Consider the following 19,822-nt stretch of genomic DNA (forward strand, 5'->3'; position numbering starts at 1 on the left):
CCGCCGATCCGCTCATTCCTGCAGGCGTACGATCTACGTGGGAAGTTGCTTCGCCCGTTCATCACCCACGGCGGGTATGGTGTCGGCAACAGTCCGGCCGTGCTGGCATCCCACGCCAACGGCGCCGCGATCGAGGAACCCTTCGTGATGGAAGCGGACCAGGAACGTCGCACGCTCAATCAGGTTCGCGACTGGCTGGGCCGGATCGAGAATTAACGCAATTTTCGATGGTGACGACATCCACCGCTGCCGCATCATATACGAGGCGGCAGCGTCCTGTCCTGATCCGCGCTGGTACGTGCGCCAGTTAACGGGGGACGACCGCTCCTTCCGCCCGCTCCGTGGCATCCAGTCTTGCCCTATGCGGATCGGGACCACCAATGGCGGTGCCGTCCGGACGGAAATCCAAAATGGCATCCGAGGTCGGCTCGTAGCGAGGCCACCTCGACAGATTTGGGCCGTTCGGATTGCCCGTCCTCGCAAAATTGGCCCAGTATGTGTTCATCATTCGCGCGACCGCTGCATCGGTCGGCGTGAGCTGGCCTTGGTAGCGGTCCTTGACGGTATCGAACACGTAATTCATCTCGGATGCGTGCGGCGCACCCTGCTTCAAGCGGTCCCGCATGGCCTCCGCGACATAGGAGAAGCGGTAAGTGAACGCCGGGACACCCTTCGCGGTGAATGCACGAGCCGTAAAGCGGGCCGGCTCTGCCCAAATGCGGTCCGTAGTCACCATCGTCACAAGGTCGGCGAGCAGGCGTGTGCCGTCCGGATCATAGGCAGCAATGGCAGCGTCCTTGCCCTTGCCGAACCCGTCGAACAACATGGCCTTCGTATCAGCGCGCAGAAAACCTCCGCCCACCTCGGCGCTGTTCGATCCGATCAACAGCGGAACCCGCGCTTGGCGACCTGCCCTGTATGCCTGTTCGGCCGTTTCCACGACGACGCGGCCATCCACGATCGGGCCGGGGTATGTCGGCGGTCCGCCCTCTCCATCCGTTTGTTGGCCGCCGTCAACGACCTGCTCGGTAGATAGCGAACGCAGCTTCGTCAGCGCAGCGTTGTCAGTGCCGGTAATTCTGTGCCGGCGTGCAAAATTGATACCCATGGTTTCGGCTGAGACAGGATAATTCCGGTCTAAATTGTCGCGGTTCAATGGCCGCCCGGTCAGCGTCCCGTCGCGGCCACCGCCGGACTCGATAATCGCTTTGTGGAACAGCCCGCGCGCTTCAGGTGAGGTAAGGAACGAATGTACGGAGACGCCGCCCGCGGATTCACCGAAAATGGTTACGTTCCCCGGATCACCACCGAATGCTGCGATGTTGCCTCTGACCCACTTCAGAGCGGCGATCTGGTCCATATAGGCGTAATTGCCTTTTGGTTCGGCAGGATTTTCCTCGCTGAGGGCGGGGAAAGCAAAGAATCCGAACCGCCCCAAGCGGTAGTTGAGCGTAACCAGGATAACACCCTGCTTGGCAAACTGCGTCCCCGAATAGGTAGGGTCCGCACCGCTTCCGAATAGGAATGCCCCGCCATATATCCAGACCATGACTGGTAGCTTGGCGCCGCTCTTCGCATCCGCCGGCCGCCAGACGTTGAGATACAGGCAATCTTCGGACTTCGGCCTAGCGGCTGCTCCGCCGGGGAAACCACCCGGCTGCGCGCAATCCGCAGCGAATTGGGTCGCGTCGCGCTCTCCGGACCAAGCCTTGGCTGGTTGCGGGGCGCGCCAGCGGAGCGGCCCTACGGGCGGAGCCGCGAAGGGAATACCCTTGAAACTCGCAACCCCATCTTCGATTGCGCCACGCAAGATGCCGTCCGAAACCGACACCGTTTGCGCCATTGCTGGCGATCCGAGAAATACGGCAAGAACCATCGGCAAGAAAAATGATCGATTGGACACGCCAATGTTCCTTATTACGGACCGCGCCTAGCTCGTAGAACTACTATTTTCCTAAATTTTCTGCCGCTGGATCATTCAATCAGAAGCATATGGATTTTAAAGGCATCTAGGATGTCTGCCTTTGCATAATACGGTTTACGGCAATCTCTTGCCTCACATTCAATATTGGATCGTGGGGTTAGTCAATCAGCCTAATCATGACGTGATGTCATAGCCCCAATGAACCAAAGCCGGTAAATACCCTGCCGATTCCAACGGACAGGCACATGAGCATATTTGGAGTGGCCTTTGCCAATGCTACACGCACCGGCCAGGTGACACTAAGCCGCCCCATTTCCGCAAACGAAGGCGCAGTGAGACGGCTAAGCCAAGATCGGCCTTCGTCATACGATCGGTGGCATCGCTTTACCGAAATCTGTTCCCGATTAAGGTTTTCCGAAATTGCCCGTTGGATGGAGAAACGGGGCGCTTGCGGGTTTGCTGGAAGGCCGGTTTCGGGCTGCGGCGCCGATCTACCGAATGGCCGGGAATGGGTCGGGAGCGGTCGTGCGCTGCAACCCGCCGAGGACGGCAGTTTCGTATGTCGATCACCGGCGTGACCGAGAGCGCGATTGCGGGCATCGGCCTCCGCCACATCGTACTTTTGAGCGATGGTGGTCATCTGCTCGAGTTCGCCGCGCGGGGCGCATTGCCGCTGAGGTCTCAGAGATGGACGCCTTCGCGGTCCAGGACGACGCCAGCAGCCTGGCAGGGCGATACAAGTGCCGCCTCTGCTCACGGCCTACTCACTCATCCTCGCGGAATTGTCGCGCATCTCAGATGCGTGATAATTCCGGCTTGCCGATGCCATATCTCCGCGGCAACGGAGCCATGCTGAGACAGCTGCTAGATGATCTGACGGTATTTTCTTGAGCGTCTGCTCCACCGAAGACCAACTCGAAATTCACCAAGAATGCGACTAACAGGGCGAATGATGGCGATTGATCTGGAAAAGCCGCTTTTCGAGAACGGCGGATTCCGTCAATAAAATCAACAGCGCAACTTATCCGCGGTGCCTGGGACGGTATCGCAGAGGTGAAGAAATATTTTTCTTATGCAAGATCAACCGGTTATGATGCTTGCGGATAATCGAGTGGGAGTGAGGGGTAGTAGAATCGGCGGTGTTTGGCGGTAATCGGCGGTCCCGTGCCTTCAAGCGCGTTCAGCCAACGCCAGAAGTATAGCAGAGGCAATTTCTCGATTATAACGTCACCTTTGTCGTATCCGGTAACTTCACAGGGGTGGGATTGGGGCGAGATTGTAATGAAGGATGCGCGATGCAGCTAAGGGGCATCCGCCATCCGACCCGGTTGGTTCCGGTCGTTTTCCTTTTAGCTATCCTGTGCGGAACAGTGTTGCTGGCGCTCCCTGTTGCGCGGGAGGGCGCCGGTAGCGCTCCGTTGATAACCGCGCTTTTCACGGCCACTTCGACGGTCGCGGTGACCGGTCTGATAACGGTGGACACCGGCACCTACTGGTCGCCCTTCGGGCAGGTCATCATTCTGGTGCTATTTCAGATCGGCGGCTTCGGGATCATGACGGCGGCCACACTGCTCGGCCTGGTCGCCGGGCGTGGCTTCCGGCTGAGCAACCGGCTGTTGACCCAGACGGAACGCAATCGGCTGGAAACCGGAGATGCCGTCGGGGTGCTCAAGCTGGTGTTCGCAATCACCCTGATCGTCGAACTTGCCGTCGCCGCCGCCTTGTCGCTGCGCTTTCGGTTCGGTTACAGTCAGTCCTGGGCGGAAGCCGCTTGGAACGGTGGGTTTCATGCGGTGTCTGCGTTCAACAACGCGGGTTTTTCGATCTTTTCCGACAGCCTGATGGGGTTCCAGAGCGATGCCGTGGTGCTGGTGCCGATCATGCTGGCAGTCGTCATCACCGCCCTTGGGTTTCCGGTCATGCAGGAGGTGAGAATGCGCGCGCTCGAGCCGCGCGCATGGTCGCTGCACACAAAGATTACCGTCTCTGGAACGATCATCCTGCTCATCATCGGCTTTGTCGCCATCCTGCGGCAGAATGGGGTAATCCAGCCACGCTCGGCCCGATGAACGTCGGCGATAAAATGCTCAACGCTGCCTTTCATTCCGTGATGCCGCGCACGGCCGGATTCAACAGCGTGGACGTCGGCGCGTTTCGCATCGAGACCTTGTCGATCAACTATCTGCTGATGTTCATCGGGGGCGGCAGTGCTGGTACGGCTGGCGGCATCAAGGTGACCACCTTTTTCCTGCTGGGTATCGTCGTCTGGTCCGAAATTCGCGGCCAACAGGATGCGGTGATCTTCAAGCGGCGGATCAGCACGCGGGTCGAACGACAGGCGTTGACGGTGGTGTTGCTGGCGGTCGCCTTGATCGGAGTGGGCACGTTGATCCTGTTGTCGATCACTCCGTTTTCCTTGAGCGACGTGTTGTTCGAGACGATCTCGGCTTTCTCAACGGTCGGCCTGTCGACCGGCATCACCGCCGACCTGCCACCAGCAGGTCAGCTGGTGCTGATCGTGCTCATGTTCGTCGGGCGGGTCGGTACGATCACGGTCGCCACCGCGCTGGCACTGGGCGGACAGCGTAAACCCTATCGCTATCCGGAGGAGACACCCATTGTCGGCTAAACTTGGCGCCAACCGCAAGGCGCGCACGATCATCGTGATCGGTCTTGGCCGCTTTGGCACCGCAGTCGCAGAATCGCTGGTTCGCATGGGCCATGAGGTGCTGGGCGTCGATGAAAATGCCGAGCGCGTGCAGCAGATGGCCGGCCGGCTGACCCATGTCGTGCAGGCTGATACCACCGATGTCGAAACCCTGCGACAATTGGGCACCTGTGACTGCTCAAGCGCGGTCGTAGGTATCGGGAGCGACTTGGAGGCGAGCGTGTTGACCACCCTGGCGCTGGTCGATCTTGGCGTTCCGACCATCTGGGCAAAAGCGACGAACGAGCGTCACGGCCGCATTCTGGAGCGGACGGGCGCGCATCATGTCGTCTATCCCGAAGCGCGCATGGGCGAGCGCGTCGCTCATATGGTGACGGGGCAGATGATCGATTATATTAAATTCGACGACGATTTTGCCATCGCCAAGACCCGTGCGCCCGCCGCGATGGCTAAGCTGACACTAGCCGAGTCGGCGATCCGCACGCGGCATGGCGTTACGATTGTCGGCATCAAACGCCCGCGGGAGGATTTTACCTATGCCCGGCCCGATACGGTCATGGCAGCCGATGACATTCTGATTGTGTCGGGGCGGGTCGATCTGGTTCAGCGCTTCGCCGGCCTGACCTGACGCACGCGAGATTGCTGGCATCCTTGCAGACGACACACAGTCATTGGTAGCCGAAGGGGGGACATCGGATACCGGCTCGAACAGCGCTGAGCCTGGGGGTGGCCATAAGCCATCCATGGTCGATGCCGTCACCGGGGATGAGGGTCGCATAAAGGCGCTCACGGCGTGGTCGTCAGCCGATAGCCGACGCCCGGCTCGTTCCGGATCAGGCTGGGATGGGCGGGGTCGCGTTCCAGTTTCAGGCGAAGCGCGCGGACAGTAACGCGCAAATATTCGACATCGGCCTCGTGTGCCGAGCCCCAAACGCTACGCAGCAACAAGCTGTGCGTCACCACCCTGTCGGCATGGCGCACCAGTAGCGTCAGCAACGCATATTCCTTGGGTGTCAGATGCACCTCCAATCCGCCCTTGGTGATCCGTCGTGAGTCCAGATCGATGTCGATATCATCCGCGCGAACGCTTTGAACTTCACGCAACGCCGCCTGGCGATGGCGCAGTGCAGTCCGCACACGCGCGAGCAATTCCTCGGTATCGAACGGCTTGGTCACATAATCATCGGCACCCAGATCGAGGGCGGCGACCTTTTCGGCAACCGCTTCGCGTGCAGTCAGGACAAGAACGGCAGCCCCTGTCGCGCGCAGCGGAGCGATCAGTTCCAGCCCATCCCGATCGGGCAAGCCCAGATCAAGGATCACAAGGTCAAAGCTATTTCTCCGCGCATCTAAGAGCGCCGCTGCGGCGCTTGCCGCTTCCGCTGTTTCCCAGCCCGTACGGGTCAGCGCACGGCGGACGAGCAGGCGGATGGCGGGCTCATCGTCCACGACGAGGATGCGGTAGGAACTTGTCATGTTTGCGCGTCCGAATGCCGCAGGATCAGCGCGTCTGGAAAGCGGAGCGTGAAGCGCGCACCGACCCCGTCAGGGCGGTTCGATGCGGAAACATGAACGCCCATCGCGTCGGCGAACCCTTTGACGATGGCCAGGCCGAGGCCAGTGCCGCCGGTACGGTCGTTCCCTTCCAGCCTTGTAAAGGTGTCGAACACTTCAGATTCCCGGCCGGGCGGCAATCCCCGGCCTTCGTCCACCACCGACAGGATCAGGCTGTCCGACTCGCGGCGGCCCTCCAGCCGGATCTCGCAACCGGGCGCGCTGAACTTGATAGCATTCTCGATCAGGTTAATCAGGATGTGGTGCAACAACGTAGGATCGGTGCGCACCAGCGGCAGGCTTTGCGGCACATCGAGCGTTACGGCGCGCTCCCTTGCGGTCCGCACATCATGGACAGCAGCCGCGACCGCATCGGTCAGGTCAGTTGGTTCGGGCCGCGGCACGATCGCCCCGGCTTCGATACGGGTCATGTCGATCAGGTCATCGAAAAACCGGCCCAGCCGTTGCGCTTCGGTGGTGACCATAGCCATCAGTTGCGGACTGGCGCCGTCGGTGGCCATCGCCTCCACGCCTGCGGTGACGGCGGTCAAGGGTGTCTTGAGGTCATGGGCAATGGACGACAACAGGGTTGAGCGCAGGGCATCGCGTTCCTTCAGAGAGGTGATGTCGCGCATTTCCGCTTCGAGTTTCAGCCGCTCATGAGCCAGCGCCGCCTGATCGATCAGGCTCATGAACAGGACCGCGCGGTGCGCCGGAACCGGATCGTCGGCGTCGGGCCGCGCGACGCCGAGGACCGCCAGCGCGCCAAGGGCTGTCTTGAGCGGCTGAAACCGCCATTCCGATGCGGTCAGCGTGCCCGTGCCGCGCCCCGCCGCCTCGCCGCGCCCTTGTGCCCAATCGGCAGCGGCCATGTCGATCGTGTCCAAGGTCATGCCCGGCGGATAACAGGACAGGATCTTCAACGTCCCCGCATCCTGTTTCAGCAAAACGGTATGACCGTCCAGCAATCGCGCCACTTCCCCGCAGACTGCCTGTGCCGTTTCCGTTTCGTCGGACAGGGTGCCCAGCGTTCTCGCGAAGCCGGCAATCGCGGCATTGTCGCGCGCACTGCGGGCACCCAGTTCGGCCTGTGCACGAACGCGGCCGGCAAGTTGGCTGGTTACGACGGCCGTCGCCATCAACACGACGAACGTGATGACGTTCTGAGGCTCGTAGATCGTGAACGTGTGGAGTGGGGGAATGAAAAAGAAATTATATGCCAGACCGGATGCGATGCCAGCCACCAATCCCTTTCGCAGGCCGAACAGGGTGGCAGCGGCGATGGTCGGGATCAGGAACAAAAGGTCGGTCGAGCGATAGCCGATCAAAGGCTTTACCAGGATGCCGAACACGGTGACCGCAGTGACCAGGCCCAGGCTGATGGCATAATCACGCATCCGTTCTTGTGGCCGCAGTCGTTTGCCCCGTGCGCCCGGTGTGCTGGTCTCGCCAAATGGCAGGACATGGACGGCCACGCCTTCGCTGCGGCGGATGATGCGGTCCACCACCGAACCGTGGCGCAGCTCGAACCACCAGCTCCGGCGGGATTTGCCGATGACAAGCTGCGTGACGCGGTGCTCGGCCAGTTGATTGGCAATCCCCTCGAACACCGTGGTCGCCGGGATGCTGACCAGTGTCGCGCCAAGCGTCGCCGCGAGGCCTAGATTGCTCGCCAGCCGTTCGCGCTGATCGGTGGTAAAGCCTTCGTCGCGCGCGGTTTCCACGTGCAGCGCGAGCCACGGCGCGCGCAACGCATCGGATAGCCGCTTGGCCGCACGCACCAGCGCATCGGCACCATCCTGCTCGCTGACGGCGACCAGGATGCGCTCGCCCCCGGCATAGGTGCCCGACACGGCATGCGCGCGCAGGTAATCGAGCATCTGTGCGTCCACCGCCTGCGCTGCGCGTCGCAGGGCCAGCTCACGGAGCGCCGACAGGTTCGATTTGGAAAAGAAATGGCTGAGCGCTCGGCTGGCTTCGGCGGGCACGTAGACCTTGCCTTCACGTAGTCGCTCGATCAGCTCGTCGGGCGGAATATCGACCACCTCGATTTCCGCCTGCTCAAGCACGCTGTCCGGCAGCGTTTCACGGACGCGCACCTTGGTAAAGGACGCGACCACGTCGTTCAGACTTTCAAGGTGCTGGACGTTCAGCGTCGAATAAACGTCGATTCCGGCATCGAGCAGTTCGGTGACGTCCTGCCACCGCTTGGGATGACGGCTGGTCGCGGCATTGGTGTGCGCCAGTTCGTCGACCAGCACCAGCGCCGGGCGACGCTCCAGAATGGCGTCCAGATCCATTTCGGTCAGTTGGTGGCTTTCATAGTCGATCAGACGCCGGGGGATGATCTCGAAACCCTGGGTCAGCGCCTCGGTATCGGCGCGGCCATGCGTTTCAACGACGCCAACGATGACATCGCTGCCCGACTTCAGCCGCGCCATCCCCTCACGCAGCATTTCATAGGTTTTGCCGACGCCCGGCGCTGCACCCAGAAATACTTTCAAACGGCCGCGGCCTTCCTGCGCGGCCGCGCGAAGAAGGGCTTGGGGGGAGGGGCGGTCCGGCTCGGTCATACGTGTCTTCGATGCGCCGAGTTCGGCCGGGACTCAACCGGCTCGCGCACGGTCGAGCGCCAGGTTCAGTTCCAGCACGTTGACGATCCGGTCGCTGGTGAACGGTCCGCCGGGTGAAAAGGCACGGGTCTCGATCAGCGCCATTACGTCAGCCCTTGCAATTCCGCGCGCCTCGGCCACGCGGCTGGCCTGATAGCGGGCACCCTCCACGCTGATATGCGGGTCGAGCCCTGCGCCCGATGCTGCGGCCAGATCAGCGGGCAGTGGCGTATCGGTCGTTGCGCCATATCGGGCCGTGATTTCAGTGCCGCGTTCGGTCAGGTCGGTGGACGTCGGCGACTTGTTGCTGCCGCCGGCGCCAGCCCCATTGTAATCGACCGCCGAGGGGCGCGGCCAGAAATAGCGCGGCGTTGTGAACGGCTGGGCAATCTGGCTGCTGCCGATCACCTGTCCGTCAGCATTGCGGATCAGATGGCCGTTGGCCGTGGTCGGTGTCACCGTTTGAGCGATTCCGAGGATCAGCGCGGTGTAGCCGACGACACAGATCACGAGCGTGGCGATGACGATACGCAGGCTGGCGAGAATCGAGGTCATTCTGGTTGCTCCCGTCACATGAACAGCACGTGTTCGGCGATCGGGCCGAGCGCGGCTGCGGGGAAGAAGGTCAGGGCACCGAAGACGACGATGGTGATGACGAGCATGACGCCGAATGTCGCATCCTCGACCCCCAAGGTGCCCGCCGATTCGGCCGCGCGGCGCTTGGCGACGAACGATCCGACGATCGCCAGCGGCAGGATGATCGGGATGAACCGCGCAAGCAGCATGATCAGCCCGGTGGCGATGTTCCAGGGCACAGTATTGTCGCCCAGCCCCTCGAAGCCCGAACCATTGTTGGCGGCAGCAGAGCTGAACTCATACAGCATCTCGCTGAATCCGTGCGGGCCAGTGTTGTTGAGCGTATCGGCCCCCCAGCTTGTCGCAGCGAACAGCGCGGTGCCGCCCAGGACGAACAGCGCGTGCGCGGCCAGCGCCATGATCGCCAGCTTGACCTCGCGTCCCTCGACTCGGTGGCCCAGATATTCAGGCGTGCGACCGACCATCATGCCTGCCACGAACACCGCGACGATGATGTAGAGGAACATGTTTATCATGCCGACGCCGACGCCGCCAAAGGTCGCGTTCAGCCACATCCCCACCATCGGCATCAGCCCAGCGAGTGGATTCAGGCTGTCGTGCATCGCGCCAACCGATCCGTTGCTGGTGGAGGTCGTCAGCACGGCCCAGAGCGGGCCACCGGCGGCACCGAAGCGCAGTTCCTTCCCCTCAAGATTGCCAGCGGCGTCGACGATCGGCAGCGATGCGAACGCCTGGGTCGGGGCGGTTTCGAACGCGATCGATCCAGTCGCCTTCACGCACAGAAAGGCGAGCATCACGGCAAAGACGACCGCGGCGTGCTTCGGGCGGCCGACGATCCGGCCGAACATCCATACGCACGCCATCGGGATCAGGATGATCGAAACCATCGACAGCGCATTGGTCCAGAAAGTCGGGTTTTCGAACGGATGGGTCGAGTTCGGCCCGAAAAAGCCGCCGCCATTGGTGCCAAGCTGCTTGATCGCGACGAATGCAGCGACAGGACCCCGCGCGATCGTCTGTGCCGCGCCCTCCAGACCCGTCGCCTGAACCGATCCGCCCAGCGTCATCGGCACGCCGCCGATGACCAGCGCGACGGCAACGATCACGGCGACCGGCAACAGCACCAGAAACGATGCGCGCTGCACATCGACGAAGAAGTTGCCGAGCATTTTGTGTCCGGCCAGCCCGCGCGCCATTGCGGTCAATGCCGCAATGCCCGTCGCCGCGGACACGAATTGCAGCCACATCAGCCCGCCAAGCTGTGTGAAATAGCTCAGCGAGGCTTCACCGGAATAATGCTGCAGATTGGTGTTCGTCGTGAACGACGCAGCCGTGTTGAAGATCAGATCGGGCGACAGCGCCTCCATCCCGTCGGGATTGAGCGGCAACACCTGCTGCAGCGACAAGATGGCGAAGACAACGACGAACATCGCCACGTTGAAGCCAAGCATGGCGAACAGATAGCGTTGCCAGCTCTGTTCGGTGCGTGCCGCATCGCCGCCGATCGTCTGAAACCACCGCGTGAGGCGGCTGGCCGTCACCGGGTCCATTGCCCAGCGCATATAGCGACCAAGGGGGATCGACAGCAGCGTGGTGCCGCCGACGATCAGCAGGACAAGCAAAAGTGCATCGGTCATTGGATCGATTCCTGGGTCAGGCGCGGCCGGCGAGCTTGACCAGCCCGGCGAGCATCAAGAAGGTAAGAAGCCCGAGGGCAAGATAGAGCAGCACCATGTTCGGTATCCCGATAAGGCTCAGACAAGGCCGAGCGCGTTGACGCCAAGGTCGATCAGCTTGATCCCCGCGAAGGGTGCGAGCAGCCCGCCCACGCCGTAGATCGCCAGATTGCGGACCAGCAGTTTTGCGGCACCGACCGGGCGATAGGGCACGCCGCGCAGGGCGAGTGGGACCAGCAACGGGATGATGACGGCGTTGAAGATGATGGCCGACAGGATCGCGCTTTCCTGGCTGACCAGGCCCATCACGTTCAATGCGCCGAGTTGCGGGTAAACGGCCGCGAACAGGGCAGGGATGATCGCGAAATACTTCGCTACGTCGTTGGCGATCGAGAAGGTGGTCAGCGACCCGCGAGTCATCAGCAACTGCTTGCCCAGGCCAACCACCTCGATCAGTTTGGTGGGGTCGCTGTCCAGATCCACCATATTGCCCGCCTCGCGTGCCGCCTGGGTGCCGGTGTTCATCGCGATGCCGACATCGGCCTGCGCCAGCGCGGGCGCATCGTTGGTGCCGTCGCCGCACATCGCGACCAGCCGCCCTTCGCCCTGTTCCTTGCGGATCAGCGCCAGCTTGTCCTCCGGCGTCGCCTCGGCGAGGAAATCGTCCAGCCCGGCCTCGGCGGCGATGGCCGCGGCGGTCAGCGGGTTGTCGCCGGTGATCATCACCGTGCGGATGCCCATGCGGCGCAATTCGGCGAAGCGTTCGCGGATACCCGCCTTCAGAATGTCCTTCAGATGGACGACGCCGAGTAGCTGACCGTTGCGGGCGACCGCCAGCGGGGTTCCCCCCGACCGTGCGATTTCCTCGGCAATGCTCCGCAGTTCATCGGCGGCGCGGGAGCCTGCCGCCTCCGGGTTGGCACGCAGGATCGAATCCACCGCACCCTTCTGGATCAGGACATCGCCATATTTCACGCCCGACAGTCGCGTCTGGGCAGTGAAGGGGATAGTTTCCGCATCGGCGCGCTGGCTGGCCTGGGTCAGGCTATGTTTTTCCCGCGCCAGCGTGACCACGGAACGCCCCTCCGGCGTCTCGTCGGCGATGCTTGCCTCCAGCGCGGCCTCGGCCAGTTCGCGCGCCGATGTGCCGTTGATCGGTCGAAACTCGACCGCGTGGCGGTCGCCGACCGTCACCGTGCCGGTCTTGTCGAGCAGCAGCACGTCGATATCGCCCGCCGCCTCGACCGCTCGGCCTGATTTGGCGAGCACGTTGAACCGCACCATGCGATCCATGCCCGCAATGCCGATCGCCGACAGCAGCGCCGCGATGGTGGTGGGGATCAACGCGATCAGCAGCGCCGACAGCAGCGCGACCGGCACGCTGCCACCGGCATAGGCGGCAAAGGCCGGAATGGTCGCCACCGCGATCAGAAAAATGATGGTCAGACCGACCAGCAGGACCGTCAGTGCGATTTCATTCGGCGTCTTGGCGCGTTCCGCACCCTCGACCAGCGCGATCATCCGGTCGAGAAAGCCGCGGCCCGGCTCCTGCGTCACGCGCACCCGAATGCGATCCGAAATCACACGCGTGCCCGCCGTCACCGCCGACCGGTCGCCACCCGCCTCCCGGATGACGGGCGCGCTCTCACCAGTGATCGCGGCCTCGTTGACCGATGCGATCCCCTCGATCACCTCGCCATCGGCGGGGATCAGGTCGCCCGTGGCAACGATGACGATATCCCCGGCCTTGAGCTGGGCCGCGCCGACGCTTTCATGGCGCCCGCCGGACAGTTCGCGCGTGGCGACCAGTTCGGCCTTGGCCGAACGCAGCGATGCTGCCTGCGCCTTGCCGCGCCCTTCGGCCAGCGCCTCGGCGAAATTGCCGAACAGCACCGTCAGCCACATCCAGAAAACCAGCTGCACCTGAAACGCGACCGATCCGGGCGCAAGGCCAAGCACCAGCAACATGGTCAGCATCACCGCCGCTACCGCCGTCGTGAACATCACCGGATTGCGGATCAATGTGCGCGGGTTCAGCTTTAAAAAGGCATCGCGCATCGCCGGTCCGATCAGGTGCCCGGTGAACAGCGATGAGGGGGGAGCGGCTTGGCTCATGGCGTGCCTTTCAGAACCGTTCGGGCCGCGCGAGCGCGGCGAGCAGATAGATCAGCAGGCCGAGCGCGACGATCGCGCCCAGCCAGAGTTCAGCGGTCATGGTCGGGCCTCCATCAAAAGGATGCGGTCAGCGTGGCGAGCAGCGTCGATCCGGCAATCGTGCCGGTGCCGTTCTGACCGCGCGAGAAATAGGGCTGAAGATAGGCAGACTCGGCGCGGGAGATGTCGGTATCGACCCAGGCCAGCCCCAGGGTCAGCCCGTCGACCGGCGTGACATCCACACCCAGCGACCAGTCCCAATAGCGGCCCGTCGGCGCGATGCTGGTTCCGTTCGGACCAAGACCCGGATTGCCGTCGGAATAGCCGATATGCGCCTTCAGACTGACTGGCGTTCCGGCAAGCGGCACCACGCCGTCGCCCGACAGGTAGAGATTATCTTCCTTGTCGCCGGCATCGTCCGGCACCCCTGCCTGCGCTGCCGCCCCCGTGGCGAACACATTGCCCAGCGCGCGCTGGGCCGGGGCATAGGCGATGCCGGCGGTCAGCGTCGCCGAACCGACAGCGCCCGACAGACGGGCATATAATTCGCCGAAATCGGTCGTGTCGGCGCCGCCGGGATACATATACCAGACCAGCCCGGTATCCAGCGTGCCCGCCGCAACCGGCAGCTTGATCCCGGCGAACAGGTCAAGTTCCATGTTTGCGCCGCCAAAGGTGCCCCAGCCCGCAAGGTTCGATCCCCACGTCCCGGCATAAACGCCGCTTTGATGGGTGATCGTCACGCCACCTTGAACGGCGGCGTTCCCATCGGTCTGCGACACGCCGCGAAACCGGTAATCGGATGCCAGCGATGCGCTGCCGCTGACCGCCAGTGGTGCGGGTGGTGGGTCGCTCGGGACGGTTTCCTGCGCCAGCAACGGCTGGGCGGCAACCAGTCCCACGGACGCCATCAGATTACGGACCATCGAAATTCTCCGAACCGCCAGGGTGGCGGCCGGAACGGTCATTGAGCGCAAAGGGTGTTAGGTTGCCATGCGAAGCTGGTGGCCGGCGCATAAGGATTGCGTAAAATCGCGCGGCAGGTTGCAAAGGGGGCGGGCGGGACCCCCGGCATCGACTTGGGGCGAGTGGCGCTTTAGAGCGGGACCAAGGCGGCGGCATCGTGCCTTGCGGTTGCGGAGAGGTTCTGGGTGATGGCGCAACGGTTTGCGGAAGTGCGCGAATGGCGGGACGTCGACCGGGATCGGTTCGAAAGTGAAATCGTGCCGCTGCGGCGACCGGCGGTGTTGCGCGGCCTGGCCGGAGAATGGCCCGCCGTCGCCGCCGCCCGGCAATCACCGCGCGCGCTTTGCGACTATGTTCGCGGCGTTGACCTGGGCAAGCCGGTGCCCGCCTTTCTGGGGCCGCCGCAGATCAAGGGCCGCTTCTGGTATCGCGAGGATATGCGCGGCCTGAACTACCAGCAGCGTTTCGCGCCGATCGCCGAACTGCTCGACGTGCTGCTGAGCGTCGAGCACGAGGCGGAGCCGCCCGCCTTTTATGCGGGGGCCGTGCCGATCAGCGAGAATTGTCCCGATTTCGCGCGCGACAATGCGACCGATATTGCCGGGCCTGGCGCGGTCGCGCGGCTGTGGGTCGGCAATCGCGCGACCGTCTCAACCCATTTCGACATGTCGGAGAATGTCGCCGTCGTTGTCGGAGGGCGCCGGCGTTTCACGCTGTTCCCGCCCGAGCAGGTTCGCAATCTGTATGTCGGGCCGTTCGACTTTACCTTTGCCGGGCCGCCGGTCAGCATGGTCGACCTGAATGCACCCGACCTGGCGCGCTACCCGCGTTTCGCCGACGCGATGCCGTTCGCGCAGCAGGCCGAACTGGAACCCGGCGATGCGATCTATATCCCCTATATGTGGTGGCATCAGGTCGAGGCGCTGTCGCCGATCAACATGCTGGTCAATTACTGGTGGGATCTGAGCGAGCGGGCGTGGGCCGGATCGCCATTCCGCACGCTGATGCACGCGATCATGAGCATCCGCGACCTGCCCGAGCATGAGCGCGGGGTCTGGCGCGAATGGTTCGACCATTATGTGTTCGGCGACGGACACGCGGCGGTCGCGCACCTGCCCGCCGCCGGGCGCGGCGCGTTGGGAGACATGACTCCCGAACGCGCGAAGGCGGTCAAAAACTATCTGATCGAGGAATTGCGACGCTAGGCCGCGTCGGCGCGGCAATATCGCTCGATGAACGCCATGTGGGCAGGCATCCCCGCGACACCCGCGTCCATGGCGGCGGCGATGCGGTTCATGCGCGATTCGAGTTCGGCATCGGGCAGGAAACCCGCGATCGGGTGATAGCGTGCCGGTGCGATATGCTGACCGTGCAGCACGGCCAGCCAGCTCGTTTCGCTGAACAATTCGTTATCGTGCCGGTATAGCCGCGCATTCTCGCGAAAGATCGCGATGCGCTCCTCAAGTGTCGCCGGAATCGGCATGGTGCGGCAATAGTTCCAGAACGGCGTGTCGTCGCGCTGCGTCGCCTTGTAATGCAGGATCAGGAAATCGCGGACCTGCTCATATTCCGCGCGCGTGCGGCGGTTGTAGTAATCGATGTCGTGTTGATTGAACCCGCGATCGGGAAAGTTGGTCAGCAACCGCGCGATGCCCGACTGGATCAGGTGGATCGATGTCGATTCAAGCGGTTCGAGAAACCCCGCCGCCAGTCCCAGGGACACGACGTTGCGGTTCCACACCTTGCGCCGGGCGCCGGTGGTGAAGCGCAGAAAATTCGGGTCCGATATCGCTTCCCCGTCCAGTCCCGCATCGAGCACTGCCAAAGCCGCATCGTCGCTTAAATTGTCTGAACAATAGACGTGACCATTGCCGGTGCGCGACTGGAGCGGGATACGCCATTGCCAGCCCGCCGCTTTTGCCGTTGCGCGCGTGAAGGGCGCGGGATCGCCCAGCCGGCGGCAAGCCCGCGCGACCGCGCGATCGCAGGGCAGCCAGTGGCGCCAGTCGTCATAGCCGGTCGCCAGCGCCCCTTCGATCAACAGCCCGCGAAAGCCCGAGCAGTCGATGAACAGGTCCCCGTCGACCGAACGCTCGCCCTCCAGCAGCACGGTTTCGACATGGCCGGTTTCGCCATTCAGGCGAATGTCGGTGATGCGCCCCTCGATCCGCTCGACACCCGATGCTTCAGCGCGTTCGCGCAGGTAGCGGGCGTAGCGCGCGGCATCGAACTGAAAGGCATAGGACAAGGTGGCCAGGGGGGTATCGGCGCGGGCGCCATCGGGGCGCTGGAACCTGCCGGCGCGCGCGGCGCCGATGCCGATGCTGAAGCGATCGAGCGGCAGCATCCCGCCGCCCTGGGCATAGCGATACCAGAAATGATGGAAGTGCAGCCCCTCCATCTCCTGCCCATAACTGCCGAAGGGGTGGATATAGCGGTCGCCCAGGCGGCCCCAGTCGACAAACTCGATCCCCAGCTTGAACGTCGCGGCGGTGCGGCGGACGAAATCATTCTCGTCCAGTCCCAGCAGCCGGTTGAAATAGCGGATGTGAGGGATCGTCGCTTCGCCGACACCGACGGTGCCGATTGCTTCGGATTCGATCAGCCGGATGCGGATGCCGCCGCCCGCCAGCACCCGTGACAGCGCCGCCGCCGCCATCCAGCCCGCCGTGCCGCCACCGACGATGACGATATCCCGGATGCGATTGTCGGTCATGGGTTCAGGCTGAATCCGCGGGGCAATGGCGCTCGATGAAATCTTGATGCATTGGCATTCGTTCCACCGCAGCGGCGATGGCGCCGCGCATCGATTTCAGGCTGTGGGCAATGTCGTTCGCTGGCAGGGTCGCGACCACAGGGTCGCAGTCTTGCGGCACGATATGCTGGCCCAGCATCACCGCGATCCAGCTGGGCCGCGCGAACAGTTCGTCGTTGTAGCGGAACACGCGGCCGGTGCGGCGGAACAGCTCGATCTTGTGCACCAGCGTGTCGGGCAGCTTCATCGTCCGGCAATAATCCCAAAACGGCGTGTCGTCGCGTTCGGTGGCGCCGTAATGCAGGATGATGAAGTCGCGCACCTGCTCGAACTCGGTCCGCATGTGGCGGTTATATTCGGTGCGAACGATGTCAGGGATGTCGGCGCGCGGGAACAGCGAGATGAAACGGCTGATCCCTTCCTGAATCAAATAGATGGAGGTCGATTCCAGCGGCTCCAGAAAGCCCGCCGCCAGCCCGATGGCGATGCAGTTGTCCGTCCAGAACGCCTCCCGACACCCGGCGCGGAACCGGATCGGGCGCGGATCGGCCAGCGCCGCCCCGTCGAGGCTGGACAGCAACATGTCGGCCGCGCGGTCGTCCGACAGGAATGCGCTGGCATAGATGTGGCCGTTGCCGACGCGCCGCTGGGTCGGAATGCGCCATTGCCAGCCGGCGTCGCGCGCGGTCGAGCGGGTATAGGGCGCGAGTGGCCCCTGATGCGCGCTGGGCACCGCGAGCGCGCGGTCGCAGGGCAGCCAGTGGCTCCAGTCGACAAAGCCCACCCCCAGGGTGTCGCCCGCCAGCAACGCGCGAAACCCGGTGCAGTCGAAGAAGAAGTCGCCATCGACCGCGCGGTCGTCGCCCAGATCCAGCCCCGCGATGAAGCCGTTTTCAGCGTGGCGGCGCACGTTCCGCACCGCGCCTTCGACCCGGCGCACGCCGCGCGCCTCGGCATAGCGGCGCAGGAACGCAGCGTAGAGCGTGGCGTCGAAATGATAGGCATAGCGGATTTGCGACAGCACCGATCGCGGATTGGGGTCGGGCAGGACAAAGCGCCCCGCCTGTGCCGCCACCGCGCACAGGCTGTATGCCTCGATCGGGTCGGTCGCCCCCTCGCCACGGGCGCGCAGCCAATATTGGTGGAAGTCGATGCCCTGCATGTCGACGCCGTGCTGGCCGAACGGGTGGACGTAACGATCGCCCTTGCGCCCCCAGTCGACAAACTCGATGCCCAGCTTGAAGGTCGCCTGCGTCGCCTTCATGAACTCGGTCTCGCCGATGCCGAGCATCCGGTTGAAGGCGAGGATGTCGGGTATCGTCGCTTCGCCCACGCCGACCGTGCCGATCGCGTCCGATTCGACCAGGGTGATGGTAACTTCGCGCGGGTCGAGCAGACTGGACAGCGCCGCAGCCGTCATCCACCCGGCCGACCCGCCCCCGACAATGACGATCTGCCGAAGCAGGCCGGGCGGTGTCATCGACGCGCGCGTTGCAGATAGCGTTCGAGCTGCGCGCGGTAGCGGCCGCTTTCAGGCATCGTCGCCACGGTCTGTTCGATCTCGCGCTTCATCGCCGACAGATATTGGTTGACCCGCGCCGGCGATGCGCGATCGGCGAGCCGGTCATGGCGTTGCGGCTGGCGACCCAGCCCCAGATGCAGCACGACCCAATCCTCAGGGTGGAAGGGTTCGAGGTCATAGCCGACCAGCACGCCGCGCGACGCGAACAGGGCGAGCTTGCGCGCGAGCTTTTCGGGCAACGGCTCACGGCGCGCGGCCTGCCAATAGGGCGCATCCGGCAAGCCGGTGGTCGCGAACAGGGCGCGGTTGAACAGGGCGGCGTGCGCGTGGTCGTCATCGTGCCGACGATTATACTCACGGCGCTCCACCGCCATATCGCCCGAAGGAGGTATCAGCGACAGCAGCCGATCGATATCGCGCTCCAGCAACATGACCGGGGCAGGGGTGATCGGTTCCAGAATGCCTGCGGCGTGGCCGACGCCGACGCAGTTTCCGGCCCAGGCGTGGTGCCGCCGACCCAGCGTGACCGTCGCCGCGTCCGCCGCATCCACCGGGTCGCAAACGCCGACATGCCGCGTCCGGCCCTTGAGCGATGTCACGCTATCCCACCCATGCGCGGTCGCATGCACGCTGCGAAAGGGGCGGTCCGGCGTCGCCGCATCCCCATCGCTGACGGTGATGGCGATCCGGCGATCGCCGACCCAGTCCGGCGACAGGCTCGACAGCAATGACGCCTGCGGTCCCGTGCAGTCGACATAAAGGTCGGCGTCCAGCGTGCGGCCGTCGATCAGGCGAACCGCCGCGATACCTTCGTGGCGCAGATCGACGCCGGCCAGTTCGCCGGTGACCGCCGTGACCCGTCCGGCCATGCGCGCGGCGGCGAACAGGCGAGCATAGGCTGCCGGATCGAATTGATAGCCGTAATCGGCGCGCGATAGCGGATGCGGTTTCGCGCCGCCCGGCTCGCGAGGCGGGTGCGCGAACGCGCCTCTGGCCGCGGCGGTGGCGGCGATCAGATACGGTTCGATCGCGGTCTCGCCCGCCGCGGCCAGATATTGGTGGAACATCACGCCGTCGAGCACGGGCAGGGGCAGGGCAAAGCATTGCGTCCATGCATGGTCCTGACCCCATGCCGCATATCGCGTGCCCCATGAAAAGGCGGTGTCGCTCGACAGGACCAGCGCCGGTTCCTCGACCCCGGCGGCCAGGTTGAAGGCATAGGCGCTGGGGCCGGTGACGGTGCCGTAGAACAGATCGCTGTCGCCCGTGTCGCCGGTTTCGAGCAGCGTGATCCGAACCTCGTCCGGCAGCTGATGCGACAGGGCCGCCACCGCCATCTGCGCGGCAAGGCCGCTGCCACAGACCAGAATGTGCCGCATGTCGCCGGACATGGC

The 19,822-nt window shown here is 63.8% G+C and carries 16 protein-coding genes; 5 read left to right on the top strand and 11 right to left on the bottom strand.

Annotated elements, in window-relative coordinates:
* Window positions 1-216, top strand: a 216-nt coding sequence (locus VL973_RS13200) for an NADPH-dependent FMN reductase family protein (protein WP_475526722.1), incomplete at its 5' end; no start/stop codon positions are given.
* A 91-nt stretch (window positions 217-307) separates the two neighbouring features.
* Here the strand turns inward: VL973_RS13200 and VL973_RS13205 are convergent.
* Window positions 308-1,903 (bottom strand): carboxylesterase/lipase family protein, encoded by a 1,596-nt coding sequence (locus VL973_RS13205; RefSeq protein ID WP_325284492.1) that lies wholly within the window; start codon window positions 1,901-1,903, stop codon window positions 308-310.
* A gap of 1,316 nt (window positions 1,904-3,219) precedes the next feature.
* Here VL973_RS13205 and VL973_RS13210 point away from each other — a divergent pair.
* Genes VL973_RS13210 through VL973_RS13220 form a run of 3 tightly spaced genes read left to right on the top strand, consistent with a single transcriptional unit; the run spans window position 3,220 to window position 5,220 of the window.
* The gene (locus VL973_RS13210) at window positions 3,220-3,993 is read left to right on the top strand and encodes a potassium transporter TrkG (RefSeq protein ID WP_325284493.1); all 774 of its coding nucleotides are present in this window, start codon (window positions 3,220-3,222) and stop codon (window positions 3,991-3,993) included.
* Window positions 3,990-4,553 carry a potassium transporter TrkG gene (locus tag VL973_RS13215; protein WP_325284494.1) on the top strand — a complete coding sequence of 188 codons (564 nt, stop codon included), beginning with the start codon at window positions 3,990-3,992 and terminating at the stop codon, window positions 4,551-4,553. Before VL973_RS13210 ends, VL973_RS13215 begins: the two co-directional genes overlap by 4 nt.
* Window positions 4,543-5,220, top strand: a complete 678-nt coding sequence (locus tag VL973_RS13220) for a potassium channel family protein (protein WP_325284495.1) — start codon at window positions 4,543-4,545, stop codon at window positions 5,218-5,220. Before VL973_RS13215 ends, VL973_RS13220 begins: the two co-directional genes overlap by 11 nt.
* Before the next feature lie 158 nt (window positions 5,221-5,378).
* Here the strand turns inward: VL973_RS13220 and VL973_RS13225 are convergent, their stop codons facing one another.
* The 7 genes from VL973_RS13225 to VL973_RS13255 form a co-directional block, all read right to left on the bottom strand.
* The gene (locus VL973_RS13225) at window positions 5,379-6,068 is read right to left on the bottom strand and encodes a response regulator transcription factor (RefSeq protein ID WP_325284496.1); all 690 of its coding nucleotides are present in this window, start codon (window positions 6,066-6,068) and stop codon (window positions 5,379-5,381) included.
* Window positions 6,065-8,719 (bottom strand): sensor histidine kinase KdpD, encoded by a 2,655-nt coding sequence (locus tag VL973_RS13230; protein ID WP_325284497.1) that lies wholly within the window; start codon window positions 8,717-8,719, stop codon window positions 6,065-6,067. The genes VL973_RS13225 and VL973_RS13230 overlap by 4 nt, the downstream gene beginning before the upstream one ends.
* A gap of 33 nt (window positions 8,720-8,752) precedes the next feature.
* On the bottom strand, window positions 8,753-9,313 hold the full coding sequence (locus VL973_RS13235; protein ID WP_325284498.1) for a potassium-transporting ATPase subunit C: 561 nt from the start codon (window positions 9,311-9,313) through the stop codon (window positions 8,753-8,755).
* Between the two features lie 14 nt (window positions 9,314-9,327).
* Window positions 9,328-10,992 carry a potassium-transporting ATPase subunit KdpA gene (gene kdpA, locus VL973_RS13240; RefSeq protein ID WP_325284499.1) on the bottom strand — a complete coding sequence of 555 codons (1,665 nt, stop codon included), beginning with the start codon at window positions 10,990-10,992 and terminating at the stop codon, window positions 9,328-9,330.
* 117 nt (window positions 10,993-11,109) lie between these two features.
* Window positions 11,110-13,146 (bottom strand): potassium-transporting ATPase subunit KdpB, encoded by a 2,037-nt coding sequence (gene kdpB, locus VL973_RS13245; RefSeq protein WP_325284500.1) that lies wholly within the window; start codon window positions 13,144-13,146, stop codon window positions 11,110-11,112.
* Window positions 13,147-13,156: 10 nt separating this feature from the next.
* Window positions 13,157-13,246, bottom strand: coding sequence for a K(+)-transporting ATPase subunit F (gene kdpF / locus VL973_RS13250; protein ID WP_325284501.1), 90 nt, complete (start codon window positions 13,244-13,246; stop codon window positions 13,157-13,159).
* Between the two features lie 13 nt (window positions 13,247-13,259).
* Complete coding sequence (locus VL973_RS13255; RefSeq protein ID WP_325284502.1) at window positions 13,260-14,111, bottom strand: TorF family putative porin; 852 nt, start codon at window positions 14,109-14,111, stop codon at window positions 13,260-13,262.
* Between the two features lie 228 nt (window positions 14,112-14,339).
* Here VL973_RS13255 and VL973_RS13260 point away from each other — a divergent pair, with 228 nt between their 5' ends.
* Window positions 14,340-15,356, top strand: a complete 1,017-nt coding sequence (locus tag VL973_RS13260; protein ID WP_325284503.1) for a cupin-like domain-containing protein — start codon at window positions 14,340-14,342, stop codon at window positions 15,354-15,356.
* Here VL973_RS13260 and VL973_RS13265 read toward each other — a convergent pair.
* The 3 genes from VL973_RS13265 to VL973_RS13275 are packed head-to-tail and all read right to left on the bottom strand — an operon-like array spanning window position 15,353 to window position 19,807.
* Window positions 15,353-16,867 (bottom strand): tryptophan halogenase family protein, encoded by a 1,515-nt coding sequence (locus tag VL973_RS13265; RefSeq protein ID WP_325284504.1) that lies wholly within the window; start codon window positions 16,865-16,867, stop codon window positions 15,353-15,355. The two genes, VL973_RS13260 and VL973_RS13265, sit on opposite strands and share 4 nt — an antisense overlap.
* A 4-nt stretch (window positions 16,868-16,871) precedes the next feature.
* Window positions 16,872-18,386: a tryptophan halogenase family protein gene (locus VL973_RS13270; protein ID WP_325284505.1), complete on the bottom strand. Its 1,515-nt coding sequence runs from the start codon at window positions 18,384-18,386 to the stop codon at window positions 16,872-16,874.
* Window positions 18,383-19,807, bottom strand: coding sequence for a tryptophan 7-halogenase (locus VL973_RS13275; RefSeq protein WP_325284506.1), 1,425 nt, complete (start codon window positions 19,805-19,807; stop codon window positions 18,383-18,385). Before VL973_RS13275 ends, VL973_RS13270 begins: the two co-directional genes overlap by 4 nt.
* Window positions 19,808-19,822 lie beyond the last annotated feature (15 nt).

It is taken from the genome of Sphingomonas sp. (assembly GCF_035490575.1).
In the GTDB taxonomy this organism is placed as follows: Bacteria; Pseudomonadota; Alphaproteobacteria; order Sphingomonadales; family Sphingomonadaceae; genus Sphingomonas.